The organism is Catenovulum sp. 2E275 (assembly GCF_025515275.1).
Taxonomy (GTDB): domain Bacteria; phylum Pseudomonadota; class Gammaproteobacteria; order Enterobacterales; family Alteromonadaceae; genus Catenovulum.
This window is the reverse complement of sequence record NZ_JAOPFU010000019.1, coordinates 50,119-67,884: the sequence shown is the minus strand read 5'-3', so window position 1 is coordinate 67,884 and position 17,766 is coordinate 50,119. Positions and strand designations below refer to the sequence as shown.

The following is a 17,766-nucleotide window of genomic DNA, read 5'->3' as shown; positions in this document are numbered from 1 at the left end:
ACTTAATTGCAAAAAAAACCTTATTTATCAATGGATTGTGCTTATTAATCATTCTCATTTAGAATTCGATTTAGGTTGTCGACTGCATTTTTAGTTTATTTTTATTGAATGCTTGCTGAGCCAAATGAGTGCCAAGTAAAGATAATAAACAATAACCAGTAAAATAATAAAATCCGGCACCAGCTGCAGATAAAGTTTGGCTGCTGATAATTAAGTCTAGTTTAAAGCCAAATAATGCAAAACTTTGCTGGTTAGCGGTTTCTGCATGGTTTGTAGACAGGATAGCCAAAAATATTGCGACCACAAAAACATCCGCCATCGACCATTTACCAATAGAGTTAAGCCAGCTAATGATTGTTTGTTCTGTTTGTGGGTTTTTAACAAAATAAGTGGAGCAAAGCAGGCTGGTTTTTAAAACGGGTACAATCACAGAAAAGAATAAAATTAAAAATGCGACCAGTAATCTGTCATCGTAAAATAAATCCTGAACGGTTGCTAAAATAGAAAGCTCTTTATTAACCAGTGTTGATGACAGCGCAGATTGCGCCATATTGGCGGTCATTTCCATATTAATCGAGATCATGGGTAAGATAATGCCCGGTACAAATAGCGCAATAGCGATAATATTAAAAATAAATCCTAAATGTTTTTGATACATAAATGTGCGACTTTAAATTGAGTTAAAGTCGCACTATACAAAAAATTATTAAAGGGTAATAGATAAAGCTGGAATTGGTTGCGATTATTTAATCAAGCGGGCGCTTTGCTTTTTCAACAATGCGTGTGGGCATTTTTTTAGCGAGCAACTTTAAGGCTTTTTGTGCTCGGGCATGTAAGTTTTTATCTGCGATAACACTATTATGCAACCAGTGATAAGCGTCTTCAAAATCTAACGGGCTACCCATACCGTTGGCTAAATACTCAGCAAATTGAACTCTGGCTTTAATGCTGCCCATAGATGAAGCTTCTCTCAAATAATTGATTGCTCGGGTATTATCCTGCTGAACTAAAATACCTTTAGCATAATAGCGGCCAAGCTGTTCTAAACCTTCCGGTAAACCTTGATGAGCAGCTTGTTCAATATAATAAAGCCCTAGCTCTGCATTTTTATCAACACATACACCCCATGCCAGCATATCACCCCATAAAAACTGATAAGCCGGAATTTTTACAATATCGGCTCTGGCTTCAATATCCTCAACTAATTGGCATTTATCTTCTACTACCCGATTCAAATGGGTGTTTTGTTTAATCCAAGCTAGTAATTCTTCTTGCTCATATATCTGAACCACTTTTAATTCTTGAGCGTAAAGTGGTTGGGCAAACAAGATAAAGCAGCATAAGGTAAATAGTTTTTTACTCATAATCGTTAACTTTTTGACGTTTTAATCACTTAGTCTGTGTATTTGGTGCTATTTAAAGGGTAAAGCAATTATCAGACCATTTGTCTACTTAAATTCAGTTGAATCATTAGTGTGATGATATGAGTATAACTAACTTGCTAAATAAAAATACTTATCTAGGCTGATAAAGTTAAGTTTCTTAAATGTGTGAAATAAGTTTTATTTTGTAAAGTTAAATTAACAATATTAATATGTAATACTTTTTATTTGTTCTATTTGTATTATAAATGCTATACATTCAATGTCTGGTTATTTATAATTCTTAAATCAGTTTTATATTTTAATAATACAAATTACAGACGGTGGTTTTATGACATCTTATGCTTTGGGGTTGGATTATGGTTCTGACTCAGTTCGAGCACTTTTAGTCGATACTCAAACAGGTAACGAAGTAGCGACAAACGTAGTTTATTACCCGCGTTGGAAGCAAGGTTTATTCTGTGAGCCTGCAAAAGATCAGTTCAGACAGCATCCATTAGACTACCTTGAAAGTTTAGAGCAAGTTATTCAAGGTTTATGGAAATTAGCGCCAGCAGACGCAGCCAAAAATGTAATTGGTGTAAGCTTTGATACTACAGGTTCAACGCCGGTTGCTGTTGATAAAGACGGTGTTGCGCTTGCTTTAAAACCTGAGTTTGCAGAAAACCCGAATGCGATGTTTGTATTATGGAAAGATCACACTGCAATCTTAGAAGCGCAACAAATTACTGAAGCGGCTAATAATGCATCTGAAAACTACTTAAAGTATGAAGGTGGTATTTATTCATCTGAGTGGTTCTGGGCAAAAGCATTACACGTATTACGTGAAGATAAAGCAGTAGCAGAAGCAGCATATAGCTGGGTTGAGCACTGTGACTGGATGTCGGCTGTGTTAACCGGTACAACTCACCCTGAAAAATTCCGTGCTAGCCGCTGTGCGTCTGGTCACAAACAAATGTGGCATGCAAGTTGGGGCGGTTATCCACCAAATGATTTCTTTACAGGTATCGATCCGTTATTAGACGGTTTACGTGACAAATTACCAGCTGATACTTTCACTTCGGATGAGGTTTGTGGTCAATTAGTTGCTGAGTGGGCTGACAAATTAGGTTTACCTGAAGGCATTGTCGTGACTTTCAGTGCGTTTGACTGTCACATGGGCGCTGTTGGTGCCAATGTTAAACCGGGCGTATTAACTAAAGTGATGGGTACTTCTACTTGTGATATTACCGTAGCAACTTATGAAGAAATTGGCGACAACTGCATTAAAGGTATTTGTGGTCAGGTAGATGGTTCTGTTATCCCAGGTTTAGTGGGTTTAGAAGCGGGTCAATCTGCTTTTGGTGATTTATATGCATGGTTCCGTCGTTTAATTAACTGGCCACTACAAAACATTGAAGCTTCTGATTTAATTGATGCTGAAACTAAAGCTAAATTAGCTCAGGAAATTGAAGATAAAACTTTATTCAAGTTAGGTGAAGAAGCGGCAAAATTACCAGTGGGCCAATCAGGTGTAACTGCACTTGACTGGGTAAATGGTCGTCGTACACCAGACGCAGACCAAACCGTTGCTATGGCAATTACGGGTTTAAAAATGGGTAGCCAAGCCCCACAAATTTACCGAGCATTAGTTGAAGCTACAGCATTTGGTTCACGTGCCATTATCGAACGTTTTAAAGAAGAAGGCGTTCGCATCGATTCGGTTGTGACCATTGGTGGTATTTCTAAAAAGTCTGATTTTGTTATGCAAACTTGTGCAGACGTTTGGAATAGTCCGATTGATGTACTTGAGAGTGAACAAAGCTGTGCTTTAGGTGCTGCTATTTTTGCCGCAGTTGCAGCGGGTATTTATCCAAACGTTGCGGCAGCACAAGAAGTAATGGCTTCTCCGGTATGTAAAACATATCAACCAAATCCAGAAAATGTAGCTAAGTTTGATGCGCTATATGAAAAATACAAAGCGTTAGGCGCTTATGTTGACGGAGCTAAAAAGTAATGAGTTATTTAGAGTTAAAACGCGAAGTTTATGAAGCGAATATGGAGCTGGATAAAAGAGATCTGGTTACATATACATTCGGTAACGTATCGCAAATTGATCGTCAAAAGGGCGTTGTTGCAATTAAACCAAGCGGCGTACCTTATGAAGATTTAAAAGTAGAAGACATTGTTATTGTTGATTTAGAAAACAATATTGTTGAGGGTAAATTAAACCCGTCTTCAGATACTAAAACACATACTTATTTGTACCGCACATGGGACAACATTGGTGGTGTTACTCACACTCACTCAACCTACGCAACTGCATGGGCACAAGCTCAAATTGCTATTCCATGTTTAGGTACAACGCAAGCTGATTATGTATATGGTGAAATTCCATGTGCACCAGTGATGTCTGATGAGCGTATTAAAGGTGATTACGAAGAAGAAACAGGTGCACAAATTGTTGACTGTTTTACTGATCGTGATCCAAATGAATCACCTATGATTATTGTTGCAGGTCATGCGCCATTTACTTGGGGTAAAGACGCAGCTAAATCGGTTTACCACGCAGTTTTATTAGAAGAAATTGCGAAAATGGCTTATTTAACGAAAACACTAGCACCAGGCATTGCCCCGCTAAAACAAGGTTTAGTCGATAAGCACTATTTACGTAAGCACGGTAAAGATGCTTACTACGGGCAAAAATAGCTTTAGTGGTATTAGAAACCCGAGCTAAATAAGTTTAACCAGTTAATTAAAGAGAGCGATATTATGAGCGTATTCGGTCAAAAAGAAGTATGGTTCATCACAGGTTCACAGCATTTATATGGACCAAAAGTATTAGAGCAAGTAGCTCGTGACAGCGAAGAAATTGTAAGCGGTTTTAATGCATCTGCTGAAATCGGCATGAATGTAGTTTGCAAACCAACTGTAAAATCTCCTGAAGAAATTCATGCAGTATGCCAACAAGCAAACGTAGCTGAAAACTGTGTAGGTGTGATCTTATGGATGCACACTTTCTCTCCTGCAAAAATGTGGATTGCTGGCTTAAATGAGCTTAAAAAACCATTTATGCATTTACACACTCAGTTCAATGCAGCGCTTCCTTGGAATGATATTGACATGAACTACATGAATACTCACCAGAGTGCTCATGGTTGTCGTGAATTTGGTTTTATCGCAACTCGTATGCGTAAAGAGCGTAAAGTTGTAGTAGGTCACTGGGCACAAAAAGACGTTCAAACTCAAGTTGACGACTGGTGTCGTGCAGCCGCAGGTTGGAACGAAAGCCAAAACTTAAAAGTGGCTCGTTTTGGCGACAACATGCGTCAAGTTGCGGTAACTGAAGGTGATAAAGTAGCAGCTCAAATCCAGTTCGGTTATGAAGTTCATGCATACGGCTTAGGCGATTTAGCAAAAGTTGTTGATCAAGTAACTGACGAGCAAGTAAATGCTCAATTAGATATTTATGCAAATGACTATGTAATTGCTGATGATGTATTCAAAGATGAATACAAATTAAACATGCTTAAAAACGAAGCTCGTTTAGAGTTAGGCATGGAAAAATTCTTAACCGAAGGCGGTTTTGGTGCATTCACTAACTGTTTCGAAAACTTAACTGGCTTAACAGGTTTACCTGGTTTAGCGACGCAACGTTTAATGGCTAAAGGTTTTGGTTACGGCGGTGAAGGCGACTGGAAAACAGCTGCTATGGTTCGCATCATGAAAGTGATGGGTGCTGGCCGTCAGGGTGGTACTTCTTTCATGGAAGATTACACATATAACTTTGGCGCTAAAGATCAGGTTTTAGGTGCGCACATGTTAGAAGTTTGTCCTTCTATCGCAGCTGAAAAACCAGTATTAGACGTACATTTACACACAATTGGTATGCGTTGTGACGTTGCACGTTTATTATTTAAAGGTGCAGCAGGTCCAGCAATTAACGTATCTCCAATTGATATGGGCAACCGTTTCCGTATCGTGGTTAACGAAGTTGAAGCGGTTACTCCGCCAGCAGATACACCTAACTTACCAGTTGCATCTGCACTTTGGGAACCTAAGCCTAACCTAGCGATTGCTGCGGCTGCTTGGATCCACGCAGGTGGTGCTCACCACTCAGCATATAGTCAGGCTGTTTCTACAGATATTATTGCTGATTATGCTGAAATGGCAGGTGTTGAGTTAACTGTAATTGATGAAGATACTCGTATCCGTCAATTCAAAAACGAATTACGCCAAAACGCAGCATACTATGCGTTATCTCAAGGTTTATAATTGTTAAATTAAACCAGATACTAAAAAGCCGACGAAAGTCGGCTTTTTGCTTTTAGTTGGATTAATTTTAAGGTAATACTTTGATTGCTCTAAGATTTAATTGACTATTTTTCCTGCTTGAGAGCTGATTCAATTAAGCCTTGCGCTTCATCGATCATGTGTTTAACCGCCGCTTCTGCTTTTACAGCATCTCCGGCTTTAATTGCATAATAAATCGCGGAATGATCTTCAATATCACCCACTGTAATACCTTTTAACTGGTTAGTGTGGCGGATACTGACATTGAGTGCGGTTTGAACAAACTCACGTAGTTGAATAAAAAAACGATTTCGGCTTGCGTATAAAATACTGATATGAAAAGCAATATCAGATTGTAATGGATCATCCAGCCCGTTTTTAGCCGCAATCATACGATCAACCGCTTTACCAATTGCTTCAATATCTTGTGGCTGAGCATTTTTAGCTGCTAATGCCGCAGCTTCTGGCTCAATCGCCATTCGCATTTGAAGAAACTCTTTAAGCAATTCAAGCGACGGGTTGCTTTCTAAGATCCACTTTAAAACGTCTGAATCAAAAATATTCCACTGATCTTCCGGTAATATGCGAATACCCTGACGTGGGCGAGAGGTAATTAACCCTTTTGCTGACAGCATTTTAACCGCTTCACGCATTGCACTTCGGCTAATTCCAAACTCATCACATAATTCTGCTTCGGTTGGTAATCCGCCAACTTCACTATATTGACCGCGTACAATGGCTTTGCCCAGCTCGTGAGTCATTCGCTGAGACAGGTTTAAATTGCCTTCAAATTGAAACATATAGCTTACCTAAACATTCAGTTATTGTTATCTATACCCAAGTGGTTGGGCATATTATATGCTGCTAAGCTCAACCACCTACAGTTTTTTAATTTGTACTTTTGGTTAATCAGCATATAAGTTATTTATAATATAATTTTAACAAGTAGCTTAGCAAACAATCTATTTTTATGGAATATAAAGTTAAGCTTAATCGCTGTTTTAAATCGTATTTTATGACTATTGTGAGGTTTTAAATTGGCTTGAAAAGGAGTGGTTTATGATTATTTTTGAGTTCGACTTGCAAAACGCGAGTAGATTGCGTTTAATCCGCATTACAAATTTTTGATTCGACTTTTATGCCTTTCTTTAACGGTACAAAATTATTATGAGTAGACAATTAGCAAGTTATCCCAGTCTTAAAGACAGAGTGGTACTGGTTACCGGTGGCGGTTCAGGAATTGGTGAAACAATTGTTTCAGAGTTCTGCCAACAAGGTGCTAAAGTTGCTTTTGTCGATATTAAAGTGCAGGAAAGTCAGGCGTTAGTCGAAAAGCTCAAATCAAAATTTAATAATCCACCCTTATTTTTATATTGCGATATTCGTGATATTGAAGCACTTAAATCTGCGATTGAATCAGTTAAAACTCAGCTAGGCAATATTAGTGTATTAGTGAATAATGCAGCCAATGATAACCGCCACTCTGCCGCGAGTTTAACGACTCAAGCTTGGGATGACAGCATCGCAATTAATTTGCGGCCATCTTTTTTTGCGGCTCAAGCTGTATTACCGCAGATGATTGAAAAAGGGCAAGGCTCTATTATCAACTTTGGTTCAGTTTGTTGGATGATCAAACAAGGTGGAATGTCGGCTTATTCTTCCTGTAAAGCGGCAATGATGGGGTTAACTCGTGATTTAGCTTATGACTTTGGTCAGCATGGCATTAGAGTGAATACACTTGTCCCCGGCTGGGTAATGACTCAGCGTCAATTATCTAACTGGGTAGATGAATCAACCCAAAAGTGGATCCGCGATAATCAGTGTTTAAAGCAAGAATTAGATGCTCAGGATATTGCCAATATGGTGATGTTTTTATCCGCTGATGACAGTGCTATGATTTCTGCACAAACCTTAATTGTGGATGGCGGCTTAGTCTGATTTTGCAAACCCCTCAAATTAAAATTTGTTCACCTCCCGGTGCTTTGTTGGGCGAAAGTCCGCTTTGGGTAGCTGCTCAAAATACAGTTTATTGGGTGGATATTTTAGGGTATAAAATTCATCAATATTGTTTAACCGAACAATCTAATCATGTAACAGAGCTGGATGAAGCCATATATTGGTTACAGCTGGCCGATAAGTCTTGCTTTATTGCCGCTTTAAAATCCGGTATTTGGTTGTTGGATCAAACCTTTAATAAAATAAAGCAGCTTCATCCTCAACTTGAAAAAAACAATATGCGGTTTAATGACGCTAAAGTTGATTCTGATGGCAAACTTTGGTTTGGCACTATGGATAATAATGAGCAAGCTGCATCCGGCCAATTATTCTGCTTAAATAAAGGCAAGCTTACACTTGAAGATGATGGTTACCTGGTTACTAATGGACCTGCTTTTTCTAACCAAAAAAATTGGCTTTATCACAACGATACCGCAAATAAAAAAGTTTACCGTTTTAAGCTAAATGCAAATTCACAATTAACCGATAAATCGGTATTTATCGACTTTGAGCAGTATTCAGGATTTCCTGACGGCTTAACGGTTGATCAAAATGATGAGATTTGGATAGCGCACTGGCAAGGGCAGGGGGTTTCTCGATTTTCAAAATCAGGTAAACAACGTCAGTTTATTAAGTTACCCGCTATGTGTATTACCAGTTTAACTTTTGCCGGTGCTAATTTAGATAGGTTATTTGCGACCAGCGCAGCTATTAAGGATGATTCAAAATTTGCCGGTTGTTTATTTGAGATACTCATTAACCCAAGTGAACAGAAAGAAGCGCCCAAACAATGCCAACAAATTAAAGGTAACTCGCCTAATATCTATATTTCTGATTAACCTAGGTAACTAGATAAGGAGTTAACTAAGCCTTTTGTTATCAGAGTTGGAGTTGATTCCAAGTATTGACTAATTTAAAAATAGCAACGAATCAAAAACAGCAATAAAAAAGCCAGCAATAAATGCTGGCTTTTTACTAATTTTTACTATTTAAGTTTGTTTTAAGCAATCAACTTAAAAGTCCATTGCTACATATAAACCAATTAAGATAACAAATACTGCAACTGCGTTTACTTTAAAGCTTGCAGTTGTCGTGGTATCTAATTCGCTTAAATCAATTGCTTTAGGATCATCTTTTCCGCCACCAGTTAAGTAAGTCACTAATACTGACAAGGCTAAACAGATTAAGAAGATTAGCGCCATACGGTTTAAGAACGGCACATCACCAGCGAACCATTTAAAGCCGATTGATAATAAGAATGAACCAATCGCAGCAACTAGAGCTGAATTAACGTTTGCTTTTTTCCAGAACATACCTAATAAGAAGATAATTAAGATACCTGGTGTAAAGAAACCAGTAAATTCTTGGATAAAGGCGAACGCACCCTCAAAGTTACCTAATAACGGCTGTGCAGTTAACATAGCAATAATTAACGCAACTAAAGTGGTAATACGGCCAACTTTAACCAGCTGTTGCTCGTTTAAACCTTTCTTGAAGTGGCTATAAATATCCATAGTGAAGATAGTTGAAATACTATTACACATAGAGGCGAGTGAAGAAACAATCGCAGCAACCAATGCAGCAAATGCTAAACCACGGAAACCGTCTGGTACTAATTTAAGTAGTTCTGGATAAGCTTGATCCACTTTAGCTAAATCAGGATATAACAATGCAGCAGCAATACCTGGGATAACAACAATGATTGGCATGAATAGTTTTACATAAGCTGCAAAACAAATACCTTTTTGTGCTTCGTGTAAGCTCTTAGCTGCAAGTGCACGTTGGATAATATATTGGTTGAAGCCCCAGTAAGCCATGTTAACGATCCACTGACCGCCTAAAAGCATCCAGATACCCGGTAATTGCTCATAACCGTGTTGGCCTTCATCAAAAATTAAATCGAATTTATCGCGTGAATGTTCAAATAAATAAGCTGCACCTTCACCAAAACCAGCGCTTTCACCTACAAACTGATGACCAATTGCTTCAAGAGAAACATAAAGCGTAATAATGCCGCCTAAAACTAGCAGAACAACCTGTACGATATCGGTTAAAGCAACCGCTTTTAAACCACCGTACAGAGAATACGCCATAGATAAAATGCCTAAGAAGATTAAGCCATATACAATGTTTACATCGGCAACCGTATTCATTGCTAATGCACCTAACCACAATACTGACGTTAAGTTTACAAAAATATAAATACCTAACCAGAAAATCGCTAATACAGTTCTTACGTTTGTATTATAACGTTCTTCCAAAAACTGAGGCATGGTATAAATATTGTGGCGTAAATAAATAGGTAGAATCCATTTAGCGATAATGATTAAAGACGCAGCAGCAATTAACTCATAAGCTGAAATGGCTAAACCCACATCATAACCAGCGCCTGTCATACCAACGATTTGTTCGGCAGAAATGTTAGAGGCAATTAAAGAGCCACCAACCGCCCACCAAGGTAGCGCTTTACTTGCTAAAAAATAATCAGAAGAGTCTTTTTCATGACCCGGTTTTTCTCGGGATACCCAAGATGCCAAGCCGATAATAAAAACAATATAGATAGCGAAAATCGCTATATCTATGGTTGCTATTTCCATAAAAGGCAGAACCTCGTGTTGTGATTGTCAATTATTATATTTGGGTTCCTTTCAACTAAGCGCATTACCTATTTTTATGGGAGTAATGCACTGAGCTTAAAGTAAACCAAGCTATCTGTAGTCAAAGTCGGACGTAAATTATCATATATAATACAAATTAACAATCCGTTATAGATTTGTTATTCGTATTACTTATTGTTTATTTGATAAATTATTGTGATAAAAGGGTTTTATTTAATGAATGCCAGCTATTTAGTTTATAAATAGCCTTTCCAGTTGATATGTTTATTTTCTTCTTTGCTTAAAACAATTATCTCAGTGTTTGAGCAAATATCCTGCAAACTCCGCTTTTTTAAACCCGGAACCAGTAGCAAAATATTACCTAACCCAAAAAAGCAGGTTAATAAACGTACAATACACTGGCGGTGAGTTAATCTTTGTCCGTCTAAACTTTGTAATTTTAAACGCCATGTTTTCATTCCGGCAGTTTGCCCGCCCCGTCGCCAAAACCAGATAAAAAAGCCAAATAAACAACTAAATAGATAAGCTTGAAAGATCAGGTTTGTTCGTAAAAACTCAGAAGGCTCAGTACCTTCTGGAAGCGTTAATAAACCGGTCGCAACTAAACCTGCCTGCAAAAATAAAGCAATTAGGGTAGCCAATAATAAGATGGCGACAACAATTAATAAATCGTAAACCCAAGCGCCCAAACGGCGAAAAAAACCGGCTCTTGGCCGTTCATTTAAAGCAGGTGATGAAGTAGAAGCTGACATAATGATTCTCAAAATAAATAAGCTTGAGAATAATACGTAAATTGATCACAAAAGCCCAGCCAGAGTATAGCGTTTGAACAAATAATAAACATTTAATTGATATTTATAAAAAAGTGCTTGCGCGCGATTTAAGCCTTTGTATAATGCGACCTCTCATTTAGAGTCAAATCTAATTGTGCCGGTGTGGTGAAATTGGTATACACGACGGATTCAAAATCCGTTGCCCTCGGGCGTGGCGGTTCAAGTCCGCCCACCGGTACCATCTTATACATTCTTTGAATATCTTTATGCTTCTCAACTTCAAGATAATTGGACTGCTCCAATAGTTTATAAATTTTAATATTTGATATTAAATAGGATTTTTTAGTCCAACATATAAAAAATCTGTAGTTGGACTAAATTTTAAAACTTTTTAATAAACACTTTTAAATTCCAGTATTTGAAATTGAATATATCTAATTACATATTATTTATCTCTGTATAGACGTTTGGCAGATTGATTTAACTGATTTTTTTGTACATTAAATCCCAAACGCCATGGCCTAAGTTATGGCCTCGTTCTTCAAATTTGGTTAATGGTCTGAAATCGGGTCTAGGTACATAATCTGAATCTTGGGCAATGTTCTGGAAACCCGGAGCGCTATTCATTACTTCAGCCATGTGCTGCGCGTAGTTTTCCCAATCGGTCGCCATGTGAAATACCCCGTCAATTGCCAATTTTTGGCGTAATAACTGAGCAAATTCTGGCTGGACAATCCGGCGTTTATGATGGCGTTTTTTATGCCAAGGATCTGGAAAAAATAATTGCACACCAGCTAAGCTGCCATCGGCAATTGAATCTTTTAAAATTTCCATTGCATCGTGAGAAATGAGTTTTAAATTTTGTAATCCAGCATCCGATGCTTCTTTTAAGCAAGCGCCAACACCTGGATGGTGTACTTCTATACCAACAAAGTTTTTTTCTGGTGCGGCTTTAGCCATAGCCACCAGAGATTTACCCATGCCAAAACCAATTTCTAAAATTACCGGATTAGCATTACCAAAAATGGTTGGCCAGTCAAAAGTTTGTGTTTGGTGTTCTAAACCCATAGTTGGCCAGAACTCTTCAATGGCTGCTTCTTGACCTTTAGTTAACCGGCCTTGGCGAACAACAAAACTTTTTACTTCACGGATAATTCTGCCGCTGTCTTTAGCGCGTTGCAGTTTTTCTTGTGGGGTTTCACTCATTTTTAGATACACAATTGATTGATTACTAATAACAGTGGCACATTATTGTGATCTGCCGGTTAAGTGCAAGTATATTTTATATTCTATTGGCTATACTTAGGGTTATTTGTTTGATTAAGTTGGGCTTTATGGGGCAAAAAATAATTCAACAGCACTTTTCACATGCTGATTTTGTCCAGTTTAGAGAAAGGCTGGTAACTCAGCTTGCAGCACTTAAAAAACTGATTAAGCAACCCACTTTTGGTGATGAACCATTACAACTTGGTGCTGAGCTAGAGCTTTATTTATTGGATGAAAACTTTAAACCCGCTTGTGCCAGTGATCAGGTATTAGCTAATCTGAATGACCCTTTATTTCAATATGAGATCAATCAATACAATATTGAGTTGAATTTACCGGCGGTTGCAACCCAAGGTCGGCCTTTTTCAGCCATTGAAGCCAAGATGCTAAATAAGCTCAGTGAGTTAAGCAAAATAACCGAACAGCTTGATTTATTACCTTTAGCAATTGGTATTTTACCCAGTTTAAGCCGTACCGATTTAGATATAGATAAAATGACGGATCAACTTAGATATAAATTGTTATCTCATCAATTATCTTGTGCGCGCGGCAAACCTTTCCATATTGATATTCATGGCGAAGAAACGATAGAACTCAATTTAACGGATGTTACTGCCGAAGGCGCTAATACCTCGTTTCAGGTACACATGATGGTGCCACCGGATGAATTTACCAAAGTGTATAACGCCGTTTTATTAACTCAGCCTTTGGTGACTGCAATTGCAGCTAATTCACCGTTTTTTTTATCCAAAAGAGCATGGCATGAAACCCGAGTCGCGTTATTAAAACAAACTTTAGATTGCCGCTTGCCTGAAATGAATGCTCATAAACTACCAGCAAGAGTGAATTTAGGCTGTGGTTGGCTTAAAAATGATGCTTGGTCACTCTATGCTGAGGCGGTAGCCTTATATCCAATTTTATTACCTTATTTAACTGAAGACGTAGATAGCCAGTTACCTCATTTTGCCGAGCTAAATTTTCACATGGGCACAATATGGAGCTGGAATCGACCGGTTTATTGTCCGCAAGGTAATGGCCATATTCGCATTGAATTACGAGCATTACCAGCAGGACCAAGTTGTATCGATATGCTAGCCAATGCGGCTTTTGCAATTGGTTTAGCTTATGGGTTGAGAGATCAAATAGATGATTTTATGGCAATTATGCCGTTTGATTTTGCTGATTATAATTTTTATCGCGCGGCTCAGTCGGGCATTGATGCTTATTTAATGTGGCCAGATTTACATCAATTTAAATTATCGCAACAGGCGGTGGGTCAAATTATTCGTCAGTATTTACCGGTGGCGAAACAAGGTTTGTTAGCGTTAAAAATTGAGCAGGCTGAGGCCAATAAATATTTACAGATAATTGAGCAACGCTTAGAAAGTGGGATGACCAGTGCGCGTTGGCAGCTAGAAACCGTAAAGTTTTTTGAGCAAACACAAAACCGGCAGCAAGCCTGCCAGCAAATGTTAAAGCTGTATGCTCAGTTTTCAAATGCAAATTTGCCGGTAGAACAATGGGAGCGGGTATGGCAATCCAATTAAATAAACTGAGGTATATTCAGCTTGAGCGAAAACAAATCCCGGATGATCCTCATCTATGGTTAAGCCAATTACAAAGTGCGGTCGTGATTGATATTAAAGGTTTACATGGCGATAAAACCCGGGTGGTTTCTACTTTGGTGCATGGTAATGAGCCTTCTAGTTTTTATGCGCTGCACCGGTGGTTAAAATCGGACAAACAAGCTTATTGCAATGTCAGGTTTATTATTGCATCGGTTGAAGCGGCAAAGCAGGAACCGATTTTTAGTTGTCGTTTTGTTGACGGAGAAACTGACTTAAACCGGTTATTTTCTGTTTCTAAAGATAATCTAGCGCAAGCGGGTCAGTCGCAAATTAGGGCGGCTAGTATTAAACAAGCTATTGTAGAAGTTGCGCCAGAAGCATTAATTGATATGCATAATACTTCTTCTTCCAGCCCTGCATTTAGTGTCGCTACTCAAATTGATATGCAAGTACAGGCTTTGGCTTCATTTTTTTGTCAAACCATGTTGTATACCCGAATTAAATTGGGCGCATTAATGGAGCAAGATTTTAATTGCCCGGTCGTGACTATTGAATGTGGCGGCGCGGCTGATCAGCAAGCGCATGAGGTGGCTTATCAAGGATTGGTTGAATTTTTAGCTGCCGATAATTTATTTGCCGGACACCATTATAAGCTGGTTGATATTATTGAACATCCGCTGCGGTTAGAGATTCAGCCGGGTTATAGTTTAGCCTTTGCCCAACATAAAAAAGATGATTCGGATGTCACTTTAGTCGCTGATATTGAGCAACATAATATGGGGATTACCCGAGCAGATTGTTTTATTGGTTGGAGCCAGGTTGGAATGGATGCTTTTTCGGTTAAAAACGAGGCGGGTCAAACTCATTCAACCCCGCTGCTGTATTGTAAAAATGGTGAACTTTACACCAGCACCCCGCTGCGTATTTTTATGGCGACCCATAACACTGTGATTGCCAAAAAAGACTGCTTGTTTTATGCCGTTTGCGCTGAGTTAGCGGAAGATTGTTAGGGTATATATAGTTTTGATTGATTTAAACCGCTTTGTAGATCGGCGTTTACGCCGTTAAATCAGGTTATGCAAGGGTTAAAGTTCGATCTACAGATGAATAGATGTGAATTAACCATTCCAAACTAAAAGCGCATTTCCTGTTCGCATAATAACGGCATTTCATTAATTATATTGGTGCAGTTGCCGTTGCGTATTTTGGCTTTACGACACTTTGATACTGTCCAGCTTACTTTATTAATGTAATCAGCTGGGGCTGGTACTTGATCGCACACTGCTGGGCTTTTTTCTGCCTGTTCAAAGCAGGTGGTTAAAAAATTTTTTAGTTCAACAGTGCAGTTGGTATCTCGGCAAGTTTGGCTGCGTTCAATAACTGTATCCAAACAGGCTTGTTGATTATGCGTTTTGGCAAATTCAGCACCGGCAAAACGGGCTTGTTCGGTTTCTTTAGTTAATAAAGCGCCATTTTCTTGCCAATAAAAATAAAATGATAAAAAAGTCATTACTAAAAATAAGGCGGCTAAAGCAAAAACTAAATAACGCGTTTTAATCATGGTATTCCAATTCTAAGTTTAATTTGTTCAGGCAGTTTAAATATAAACCATTTGAGTTGGCTGCTTGAGTTAATTGCTGGTTTATTAAAAAACCAGAAGTTTGACTAAGATAACTACGGCTATATTGCTGCTGCTCGTATTCAACCAGAGTGACAAAATCAATCTTGTTAAGCTGTGCAGTTAAATGATGTTGTAATTCAGGTGTCAGCCATTTTACAGGTTTTGCAATTAAACACCTTAATAATCTTAATAAAGCGCCTTGCGGATTTGGATTAGCCGCTAAATTTAAATCTAAAACACCAGAGTTTAATTCAGTAAAATAACTGGCGGAGCTGATTATGCTTTGCCGGTTTAGGTTAAAAATAATGGCATCCCAGTTGGTGATGGTGGTGTTTAGTAACGCATTTACTGAGTCAAATGTTACGTGGTGATGTGTAAAAGCCCAAGTTTGGCAAAGCGGCCAAATATCCAGCCACCATTTATCACATTTAATCCGGTAACCGCCAAATTTATTTTGGCTAACATTTAATGTTGCAGACAGTTGTTGCATTAATTTATTTAATGCATCTGGCTGGCAATCCACAACAAAATCTAGATCTGAGTTGAAATATCGTATGCCTTCTAATGCAATATCACGTAATGCACCGCCAAATAAATAGACCTGACCTAATTCACATAATTGCCCGCTAATAGCGGCAACTTGCATTCGTCCTGCATTATGTGGCGTATATAAAAATCGTTGAAGTCGTTGCCTTAAAACCAGTGCTGAACTGGCAATTTTAGTCATTTAATTGCTGTAACTCGTTATATAAATGGATTAAATAATTATCTGTCATGCCGGAAACGGCATCTGCTAATAATTGTGCTTTGCGATAGTTTAAGCTAACTGAACTTTCTTGTGAAAAAATACGGCGATAATTTTCTGAAATTCGTTGGTATGCATATTTACCAAATAAGCTGCTGTGAATTGAGTTATGTTCGTTTTCTATCCCTTGCCATAACATATCCATAATGCCGCTAATGTAGTTATTTCCTTTTAACTCCAGCTCTAATACGGATTTATGCTGATAGCCGTGGATCATGTCAAATTGTTTCATGGTTTGGCAAAAGGCTTTTGCGGCGGATTGTTCGAGCAAAACATAATGCGGTTGAATATCGCCCTTTAAAATTTTATGAATATCGCTGACATAAGTATCCAGCAACGCTTTAACCATAGCGCTGATTGAATAAACCCGAAACATTTGCATAGATACATCGTTGAGTTCTTTAGGACTAATGCTGGAGTTTTTAAACTCTTTATTTTTGCGTTTGGCATTTCTTAAAATCTCGTGAGTCACAACATCGTCTGGATTATGGTGCTCTAAAAAATCGACGATATCAGAAAAAGAGGCAATATCTTTTTTGACAATATCTTCTGCATCCAGCACTGAATAAGCAATGTCATCACAGGCTTCCATAATCAGTGTAAAAGGATGCCTGATACCTTGTTGCAAACCGGTTTGTTGCCAAACATCATTCACAATATCTTGTTCAGATTGAAAAAAGCCTGCTTTTTTCCAACCCAAGGTTTTGTAATTTGTACTGGAAACCGGATATTTGATCATGGAAGCTAAAGTGGCATAAGTTAAGTTTAAGCCAAAACTATCGTTTAAAATTTGTAAGCGGGAAACAAGACGAAAGGTTTGGGCATTGCCGTCAAAATGAATAAAGTCTTGGGCATCGGCGTGATTTTCACTACCAAAAACCTGAGCCTGATTGCGTTTAAACCAGTTTTGAATGGCTACTTCACCTTGGTGGCCAAACGGTGGATTACCTAAATCATGCGCCAGTCCTATCGCAGCTAATAAAGCCGGTACACAGCGCTCCAGCTCTTTACTGTCGTGTTGAGCAAATATTTGTTGGCGATAATCAAAAGCAAGCCGTATGCCTATGCTTCTGGCAAGGCTAGAAACTTCATGGCTGTGAGTTAGCCGGTTTCGCACACTGTCGTTTCGCTCCAGCGGAAAAACCTGAGTTTTATCTGCCATTCTGCGAGTTGGGGTGGCAAATAATATTCGGTCGTAATCCCGTTCAAGTTCAACCCGGCCATTGGCTGATAAGGTTTGAGTTTGTTGACCGTAGCGATCTTTACGGCGTTGCCCGTTTAATAATTTATCCCAATCTAACATTGCCTGTTTTCCATTTTAAAAGGTGTTGTCATCCTGCGCTAACTTGATTTAAAAATCAATGGAATTGATTGATTTTTAAACGTTATATTGATTTTGAATGATGCAGACTTTCTTAATCAATTTTTAAAGTTATACTTGGATTAAGTATTGAAAAGGATAAAGG

General features: G+C 38.4%; 16 protein-coding genes and 1 tRNA gene. 8 read left to right on the top strand and 9 right to left on the bottom strand.

From position 1 onward, the window contains the following. Nucleotides 1-70: 70 nt before the first annotated feature. Both N7931_RS10760 and N7931_RS10755 read right to left on the bottom strand, forming a co-directional pair. Nucleotides 71-658: a paraquat-inducible protein A gene (locus tag N7931_RS10760; RefSeq protein ID WP_262793978.1), complete on the bottom strand. Its 588-nt coding sequence runs from the start codon at nt 656-658 to the stop codon at nt 71-73. Nucleotides 659-746: 88 nt separating this feature from the next. Then, a complete protein-coding gene (locus N7931_RS10755) occupies nt 747-1,364 on the bottom strand; it encodes a tetratricopeptide repeat protein (RefSeq protein WP_262793977.1) in 618 nt (205 codons plus the stop codon). Between the two features lie 349 nt (nt 1,365-1,713). Between N7931_RS10755 and N7931_RS10750 the strand changes: the two genes are divergently transcribed. The 3 genes from N7931_RS10750 to araA all read left to right on the top strand — a co-directional run bounded on the left by N7931_RS10750 (nt 1,714) and on the right by araA (nt 5,636). Beyond that, nucleotides 1,714-3,378 (top strand): ribulokinase, encoded by a 1,665-nt coding sequence (locus tag N7931_RS10750; protein ID WP_262793975.1) that lies wholly within the window; start codon nt 1,714-1,716, stop codon nt 3,376-3,378. Continuing rightward, complete coding sequence (locus tag N7931_RS10745) at nt 3,378-4,070, top strand: L-ribulose-5-phosphate 4-epimerase (protein ID WP_262793973.1); 693 nt, start codon at nt 3,378-3,380, stop codon at nt 4,068-4,070. The genes N7931_RS10750 and N7931_RS10745 overlap by 1 nt, the downstream gene beginning before the upstream one ends. Before the next feature lie 63 nt (nt 4,071-4,133). Then, nucleotides 4,134-5,636, top strand: a complete 1,503-nt coding sequence (gene araA, locus N7931_RS10740; RefSeq protein ID WP_262793972.1) for an L-arabinose isomerase — start codon at nt 4,134-4,136, stop codon at nt 5,634-5,636. 104 nt (nt 5,637-5,740) lie between these two features. Here the strand turns inward: araA and N7931_RS10735 are convergent, their stop codons facing one another. Further along, nucleotides 5,741-6,454, bottom strand: coding sequence for a FadR/GntR family transcriptional regulator (locus N7931_RS10735; protein ID WP_262793970.1), 714 nt, complete (start codon nt 6,452-6,454; stop codon nt 5,741-5,743). Between the two features lie 367 nt (nt 6,455-6,821). Here N7931_RS10735 and N7931_RS10730 point away from each other — a divergent pair, with 367 nt between their 5' ends. Continuing rightward, nucleotides 6,822-7,592 carry an SDR family NAD(P)-dependent oxidoreductase gene (locus tag N7931_RS10730; RefSeq protein ID WP_262793968.1) on the top strand — a complete coding sequence of 257 codons (771 nt, stop codon included), beginning with the start codon at nt 6,822-6,824 and terminating at the stop codon, nt 7,590-7,592. A 2-nt stretch (nt 7,593-7,594) separates the two neighbouring features. Further along, a complete protein-coding gene (locus tag N7931_RS10725) occupies nt 7,595-8,488 on the top strand; it encodes an SMP-30/gluconolactonase/LRE family protein (RefSeq protein WP_262793966.1) in 894 nt (297 codons plus the stop codon). A 174-nt stretch (nt 8,489-8,662) separates the two neighbouring features. Here the strand turns inward: N7931_RS10725 and N7931_RS10720 are convergent, their stop codons facing one another. Beyond that, nucleotides 8,663-10,246, bottom strand: coding sequence for a sodium:solute symporter family transporter (locus N7931_RS10720; RefSeq protein ID WP_262793965.1), 1,584 nt, complete (start codon nt 10,244-10,246; stop codon nt 8,663-8,665). A 257-nt stretch (nt 10,247-10,503) separates the two neighbouring features. Beyond that, entirely contained in the window at nt 10,504-11,019 is a 516-nt protein-coding gene (locus N7931_RS10715; protein ID WP_262793964.1) for an RDD family protein, read from the bottom strand. 177 nt (nt 11,020-11,196) lie between these two features. On the opposite strand from N7931_RS10715, the gene N7931_RS10710 reads away from it, so the two are divergent. Beyond that, a tRNA-Leu gene (locus N7931_RS10710) sits at nt 11,197-11,281 on the top strand. A 239-nt stretch (nt 11,282-11,520) separates the two neighbouring features. Here the strand turns inward: N7931_RS10710 and trmB are convergent. Beyond that, nucleotides 11,521-12,246, bottom strand: a complete 726-nt coding sequence (gene trmB / locus N7931_RS10705) for a tRNA (guanosine(46)-N7)-methyltransferase TrmB (protein ID WP_262793963.1) — start codon at nt 12,244-12,246, stop codon at nt 11,521-11,523. A 128-nt stretch (nt 12,247-12,374) separates the two neighbouring features. On the opposite strand from trmB, the gene N7931_RS10700 reads away from it, so the two are divergent. Both N7931_RS10700 and N7931_RS10695 read left to right on the top strand, forming a co-directional pair. Next, on the top strand, nt 12,375-13,853 hold the full coding sequence (locus N7931_RS10700) for a hypothetical protein (RefSeq protein WP_262793961.1): 1,479 nt from the start codon (nt 12,375-12,377) through the stop codon (nt 13,851-13,853). Next, nucleotides 13,838-14,884, top strand: a complete 1,047-nt coding sequence (locus N7931_RS10695) for a succinylglutamate desuccinylase/aspartoacylase family protein (RefSeq protein WP_262793960.1) — start codon at nt 13,838-13,840, stop codon at nt 14,882-14,884. Before N7931_RS10700 ends, N7931_RS10695 begins: the two co-directional genes overlap by 16 nt. Nucleotides 14,885-15,006: 122 nt before the next feature. Here the strand turns inward: N7931_RS10695 and N7931_RS10690 are convergent, their stop codons facing one another. Genes N7931_RS10690 through dgt form a run of 3 tightly spaced genes read right to left on the bottom strand, consistent with a single transcriptional unit; the run spans nt 15,007 to nt 17,603 of the window. Next, a complete protein-coding gene (locus N7931_RS10690) occupies nt 15,007-15,435 on the bottom strand; it encodes a hypothetical protein (protein WP_262793959.1) in 429 nt (142 codons plus the stop codon). After that, nucleotides 15,428-16,222 carry a hypothetical protein gene (locus N7931_RS10685; RefSeq protein ID WP_262793958.1) on the bottom strand — a complete coding sequence of 265 codons (795 nt, stop codon included), beginning with the start codon at nt 16,220-16,222 and terminating at the stop codon, nt 15,428-15,430. The genes N7931_RS10690 and N7931_RS10685 overlap by 8 nt, the downstream gene beginning before the upstream one ends. Continuing rightward, nucleotides 16,215-17,603, bottom strand: coding sequence for a dGTP triphosphohydrolase (gene dgt, locus N7931_RS10680; protein WP_262793957.1), 1,389 nt, complete (start codon nt 17,601-17,603; stop codon nt 16,215-16,217). Before dgt ends, N7931_RS10685 begins: the two co-directional genes overlap by 8 nt. Nucleotides 17,604-17,766: the final 163 nt, after the last annotated feature.

What these genes read in the sequence shown, in the direction of transcription:
- N7931_RS10760 (WP_262793978.1), bottom strand. Translation starts at nt 658, where the DNA reads ATGTATCAAAAACATTTAGGATTTATTTTTAATATTATCGCTATTGCG.
- N7931_RS10755 (WP_262793977.1), bottom strand. Translation starts at nt 1,364, where the DNA reads ATGAGTAAAAAACTATTTACCTTATGCTGCTTTATCTTGTTTGCCCAA.
- N7931_RS10750 (WP_262793975.1), top strand. Translation starts at nt 1,714, where the DNA reads ATGACATCTTATGCTTTGGGGTTGGATTATGGTTCTGACTCAGTTCGA.
- N7931_RS10745 (WP_262793973.1), top strand. Translation starts at nt 3,378, where the DNA reads ATGAGTTATTTAGAGTTAAAACGCGAAGTTTATGAAGCGAATATGGAG.
- araA (WP_262793972.1), top strand. Translation starts at nt 4,134, where the DNA reads ATGAGCGTATTCGGTCAAAAAGAAGTATGGTTCATCACAGGTTCACAG.
- N7931_RS10735 (WP_262793970.1), bottom strand. Translation starts at nt 6,454, where the DNA reads ATGTTTCAATTTGAAGGCAATTTAAACCTGTCTCAGCGAATGACTCAC.
- N7931_RS10730 (WP_262793968.1), top strand. Translation starts at nt 6,822, where the DNA reads ATGAGTAGACAATTAGCAAGTTATCCCAGTCTTAAAGACAGAGTGGTA.
- N7931_RS10720 (WP_262793965.1), bottom strand. Translation starts at nt 10,246, where the DNA reads ATGGAAATAGCAACCATAGATATAGCGATTTTCGCTATCTATATTGTT.
- N7931_RS10715 (WP_262793964.1), bottom strand. Translation starts at nt 11,019, where the DNA reads ATGTCAGCTTCTACTTCATCACCTGCTTTAAATGAACGGCCAAGAGCC.
- trmB (WP_262793963.1), bottom strand. Translation starts at nt 12,246, where the DNA reads ATGAGTGAAACCCCACAAGAAAAACTGCAACGCGCTAAAGACAGCGGC.
- N7931_RS10700 (WP_262793961.1), top strand. Translation starts at nt 12,375, where the DNA reads ATGGGGCAAAAAATAATTCAACAGCACTTTTCACATGCTGATTTTGTC.
- N7931_RS10695 (WP_262793960.1), top strand. Translation starts at nt 13,838, where the DNA reads ATGGCAATCCAATTAAATAAACTGAGGTATATTCAGCTTGAGCGAAAA.
- N7931_RS10690 (WP_262793959.1), bottom strand. Translation starts at nt 15,435, where the DNA reads ATGATTAAAACGCGTTATTTAGTTTTTGCTTTAGCCGCCTTATTTTTA.
- N7931_RS10685 (WP_262793958.1), bottom strand. Translation starts at nt 16,222, where the DNA reads ATGACTAAAATTGCCAGTTCAGCACTGGTTTTAAGGCAACGACTTCAA.
- dgt (WP_262793957.1), bottom strand. Translation starts at nt 17,603, where the DNA reads ATGTTAGATTGGGATAAATTATTAAACGGGCAACGCCGTAAAGATCGC.